Raw genomic sequence first — 4602 nt, forward strand, 5'->3', positions numbered from 1 at the left:
TAGTGGTGGCCGCGGTGGTGGGCCTGATCGCCGTGCGCATCGCTGCTCGTCCCGCTGATGACAACCATCATTTCGGCCACGGTAAGGCGGAATACGTCTCCGCCCTGGTCGAGGGGGCGATGATCTTCGTTGCTGCGACGCTGATCGTGGTCACCTCAGTGCAGCGCCTCCTGGCTCCCCAGCCACTCGAACAGGTCGGCCTGGGTCTGGTGCTGACCCTGGTGGCCTCCGGGCTCAACCTGCTCGTCGGGCTGGCTGTGCTGCGAGCGGGCAAGCGTTACCGTTCGGCCGCGTTGGCCGCGGACGGACATCACCTGCTCACCGACGTGTGGACTTCGGCCGGGGTGGTGGTCGGTATCGCCGCTGTCGCGGTGACGGGGTGGTACTGGCTCGACCCGGTCCTCGCCCTGGCAGTGGGAGCCAATATCCTCTGGACCGGCTACCGTCTGCTCAAACAGTCCCTCAGCGGACTGCTCAGCGCGGCCCTGCCGGCGGCAGAGATGGAGGAGCTGACCGGCACTCTCGCTCGGTTCAGCCACACCCACGGCGTGACCTTCGCCCCACCCCGGACCGTGGAATCGGGTCGCCACCGCCACATCTACCTGGTCATGGGGGTACCCGGCCACTGGAGCGTCATCGACGCCCATGACATCGCCAACCAGTTGGAACACACCGTCGATGCGCTCTTCCCCGGGGCCGAGGCCTTCGTCCATATCGAACCCGACAGGGACCTCACCCCGCATTAACTCCAGGCCACCACCCCGGGGAGACCTACCCGGTCACCGGCATCACACGGGAATGGCCGACACCGAAGTTGATGGCTGACGGTCCCGGCTATCTGCCGGCCGATGCTCACCCTCGGGTGCAGGCATGCAGGCGCATCATTCTTGTGGCCACCGGCGGGTATCCCTCCCAGGCTCATCGGGGTGAATCGGCTTGATCGTCTCCCTTCCTGAGCGTCGTGACCTGCCGCGGGGACGCGTCGCGGAGACGGTGGGAGGGCGTGCGGCTGACACTGTCTCTTCCACTGTCGGTACTGGAGTGAAGCGGGAGGGGCATGGCCGGGGTGTCAGCTTGTGCGCCAGTTGGTCCACACCGCTTGTGCGCCGCTGTGGCCGGTCACCGCCACCTGGTAGATCATCCATACGGCCGCGAGCACCACCAGAACTCTCACGGTGATCACCAGCCACCGGGTGTGCCTGAGGCGGGTGAGAAACGGTGTCTTCCTGCTGATCCAGGGCCCGGTCATGACCACGAGCACGAGAACAGCGCCGGTGAACAACGCGGCACTGACCTCGAGTAGCCCGCCCTGCTCGGCGTGGGCTTCAATCAGGGGGTCAGACGGCAGGGCATGCTGGAGTGCCTCTCCCGCGCTGGCGGTCAGCAGTGTGAAACCCGCGGCCAGCACCGCCAGGACAACTGCCGGCCCTTCCAGGATCCGCCCCCAGGAGGGGCGCAGCGCGTAGACAAGACCGGTCAGGGCAGCGACCGGGGAGAGAACGACCACAGCGTGGAGAAACAGAATGTGGGCAGGAAGACCCAGGATTTCCAACATGACAAGCCTTTCAGGTGAGGTCTCCATGAGGCTTGGGGGAAACTCCTCTGAGGCCTGGAGGCCGGTGAGCTAGACGCTAAAGGATCGGGGGGTAAGTGCAGCGCAACGTGTCAGCGGCGCTGGGATAACCATGCCGTGAACAGGGCCAACCGAGGATGGTGTCTGTCTCCACGACACACATCTCACGGTAGTCCTCCCACCGGTGCTGTTGCAAATTGGGGCCAGGGTCCTGGTCAGCTACCTCCTGCATGATGTCGACAACGGTCACCTCGTCGTAGAAGTCATTGGCGGTGAGTACCTCGCAGTCAGTGGAGCTGGTGGGGTGGTCGGAGTCGGCCCACATAAGTCCGCACAGGAGGAGGGCTTCGGGGTTGAGGAGGAGGGGCGCGCTGAGCTCTTCTGTGGCGCCGGCGTCGAGGTGGTCGGTGCTGGTCATTGTCTGACCTTCCCGTCTTTGCCGTGCTGGTGATGAGTGTAGGTGGGTGTGGGGTGTACTTGACGGGCATGTAAGGGATTTCTTTTCCAGTTTCCTACCCTCCATTAAACCCGGGGCGAACCAACCCGGTATGACAAGTACGCGATCGTCTACCGGGCCGCGGTGATCCTGAAGGCGGTGCTCGCGTGGTCCAAACGATTGTCAGACACGCCCTAGTCCATCCGCTGCTGCTCGTGGTCCGAACAGAGGACACCATGACACCACCTGATCAGGGGCGCAGACTCGCCGGCGCCACCCCGGCAAGCGCACTGCTCGAGGTCGCCGGGATGGGTCATCACCCAACGCCGGGGGAATGGGCGCAGATCTTGGAAGCGGCAGATAGGCAGTTCGACCTAGGGCATGGGCTCGCTACGGGTGACCGGTGAGACGAGCCCGTGCGAGTGGTAGTAACCGAAGCCGTACTGCAGCTTGCGGGATGACACTGTCGTGCACACTTCGGCGCATCTCGGTAACAAACCTCAAGGTCTGATGGTGAGAACAGTGGCTCGTCTCGCTCAGGAAGCGGCCTCGACGCGGGTGGCGAGTCGTTCCACGCCTCCGCGGATCATTGCCCCGTAGCCCTCGGCGGGGAGCAGGTGAACTGCTGATTGAGCTTCCTGCACCTGGACGCGCGCCTTGGCCAGCTCTCCTGCGCGGAGGTAGCCGTCTCCGAGGTTCAGGTGCAGGCTGACAGCAAATCCGGCCGTGGACGGCACCCCCACAGGGACAAGTGCGTCCTCAGCGACGTCAGCGAATGCCGCCAGTGCTCGCTCGTCCCACGCGATCTCGTCATGGAGATCGTCTTGCTGATCAGCCAGATAGTGGGCGATCACGCAACGTTGCGCGGCGTCACGAGGGTCCGAGCGGTCCCAGCATGCTTGCAGGGCCTCTCGCGCTTCGGTACTACGCCCAGCAAGTGCCGTCTGGATGGCTTCGATGATCTCTTCCCACGTCTGCATACCCGGGACACTAGAAGGTGGGCCGCGGGGCCGGCTTGAACGAATCAGACACTGCGACACCCCCAGGGATGAGGGCACGGGAAGGCGGGGCCAGTGTGAGGGCGCGACACTCCCGTGCCAGATGCGCCTGGTCGGTGAACCCACTTTCCGCCGCCAACGAAGCCAGGGTCGCTGTGGCCCCCGTTCCCCGCGCCGCGCTGGTTCGGTGAAGTCGGATGATCCTGCGCAGGGTGGACAGTGGCATGCCGAAGACATCCTGGGACCGACGATGCACCTGACGCGTCGAGAGGCCGAGTCGAGCGGCGACTGCCGACACCGAATCTCCCCTCCACGCCGCCTCCAGCATCTGGACTGCTGCATTGTCGGCAGAGGTGGCATGTGCGGATGCGTACCCCAAGAGGACTGCTGCCTGTCGAGCAGGTGAGGTGCACGCGGCCAGTGTGAGCTTCAGCTCGGCGGCTTGTGCTGCGTGGCTCTGCAACTCGCTGAGCTCAACTCGCATGTCGCGCCACGGGCCCAGCGCGGTCCCGGCGAACCCGTGTCCCGTCACATAGCTGAAGCGGATCCCGATGACGGTGTCGAGCGCTCGGTCAGGAATCCAGGGACGCGTTGCCGGGCCAAGCCACCACACTGTGGAGTCTGCCCAGACGAGGCCGCATCGGCCGTCGGGGACATTGACATGCCCACCTGGCGCCACGGGCCCGACGGCATAGGCGAGGGCGAGACCGCTTGCTGGACGACGCCACACTTGAGCCATGGCATCAACCTAGGGCACCCAGCCGTCTCCGTTGCTAATCACTCGCCCTGCACACGGAGTAGCGGCAATCCGGAAAGAGCGAGCCTGCAGGCGTGGCCTGTGCAATCTTCACAGCATCTCGACAGCCTCGGCGCCTGAAGTGTCGAGATGCAGCGAAGATTGCACAAACGCGCGAATATGATGCATACCCGCATCGGGGCCCTGGAGCTTGACCGGTGGGGTGCTCGTCCTGCGGCATCGGACCGCAGTTCGCGGCGGGGTGAAGGATCACGGGCACCTTGGGTTCCGGTGGAACCGGCTAGGCTGGCCCGGCCCGAGCCCTCCCACGACTAGAAGGCGCCGCCCAGTCATGCTCGATTTCACCGTCCTGCCGGTCAAGTCCTGGGAAGTGGTGAACCCGGACGCTGTGATCGTCAGCCGGATATTCGAGACAGCTTAAGCACCCCGGAGCAAGGACAACTGATGTCTTGAGGTTGGGCTTTTCGACCCTGGCCCAACTTTGCAACAGCACCCCCACGCTCACGCGCCGCCGGTGACTGTCCCTGCCTGACCACCTGAACCGAAGTCCTTCGGCCCGAGCTGACCTACCAGTTCGTGGAACAACTAGACGACGACGTGATCTGGGTATCATTCCTGCCCGAAAATTTTGGTGGTGCCCGCAGCAGAAAACAACCGATCACCGACGGACCATCGGCGGATCGAGGCTAAGTGTTGCATTTTCCCAACAGTCCGCCGAAGCCTTCGGTGGACTATGTGAGAGCTACCTTCCCTACCCAATACAAAACTCCCACTATCCCTAGGAGGAAGAATACTGTGTTCATCGCTCCATTGGCGTAGCAGAGTTTCAAGCAAAACT

6 protein-coding genes are annotated in these 4602 nt (G+C 63.9%); 2 read left to right on the top strand and 4 right to left on the bottom strand.

Going from position 1 to position 4602, the window contains the following annotated elements:
* The coding region (locus ACHFFZ_RS01930; RefSeq protein WP_394274979.1) for a cation diffusion facilitator family transporter at positions 1-746 on the top strand (746 nt) is incomplete at its 5' end.
* Between the two features lie 323 nt (positions 747-1069).
* Here ACHFFZ_RS01930 and ACHFFZ_RS01935 read toward each other — a convergent pair.
* Positions 1070-1555, bottom strand: coding sequence for a DUF2231 domain-containing protein (locus ACHFFZ_RS01935; protein WP_394274980.1), 486 nt, complete (start codon positions 1553-1555; stop codon positions 1070-1072).
* 76 nt (positions 1556-1631) lie between these two features.
* The gene (locus ACHFFZ_RS01940; protein WP_394274981.1) at positions 1632-1991 is read right to left on the bottom strand and encodes a hypothetical protein; all 360 of its coding nucleotides are present in this window, start codon (positions 1989-1991) and stop codon (positions 1632-1634) included.
* Positions 1992-2176: 185 nt separating this feature from the next.
* Between ACHFFZ_RS01940 and ACHFFZ_RS01945 the strand changes: the two genes are divergently transcribed.
* Entirely contained in the window at positions 2177-2416 is a 240-nt protein-coding gene (locus ACHFFZ_RS01945; protein ID WP_394274982.1) for an alpha/beta fold hydrolase, read from the top strand.
* 129 nt (positions 2417-2545) lie between these two features.
* Here the strand turns inward: ACHFFZ_RS01945 and ACHFFZ_RS01950 are convergent, their stop codons facing one another.
* Positions 2546-2989 carry a hypothetical protein gene (locus ACHFFZ_RS01950; RefSeq protein ID WP_394274983.1) on the bottom strand — a complete coding sequence of 148 codons (444 nt, stop codon included), beginning with the start codon at positions 2987-2989 and terminating at the stop codon, positions 2546-2548.
* Between the two features lie 10 nt (positions 2990-2999).
* The gene (locus tag ACHFFZ_RS01955) at positions 3000-3746 is read right to left on the bottom strand and encodes a helix-turn-helix domain-containing protein (protein ID WP_394274984.1); all 747 of its coding nucleotides are present in this window, start codon (positions 3744-3746) and stop codon (positions 3000-3002) included.
* Positions 3747-4602: the final 856 nt, after the last annotated feature.

This window comes from Luteococcus sp. (genome assembly GCF_043424415.1).
In the GTDB taxonomy this organism is placed as follows: domain Bacteria; phylum Actinomycetota; class Actinomycetes; order Propionibacteriales; family Propionibacteriaceae; genus Luteococcus.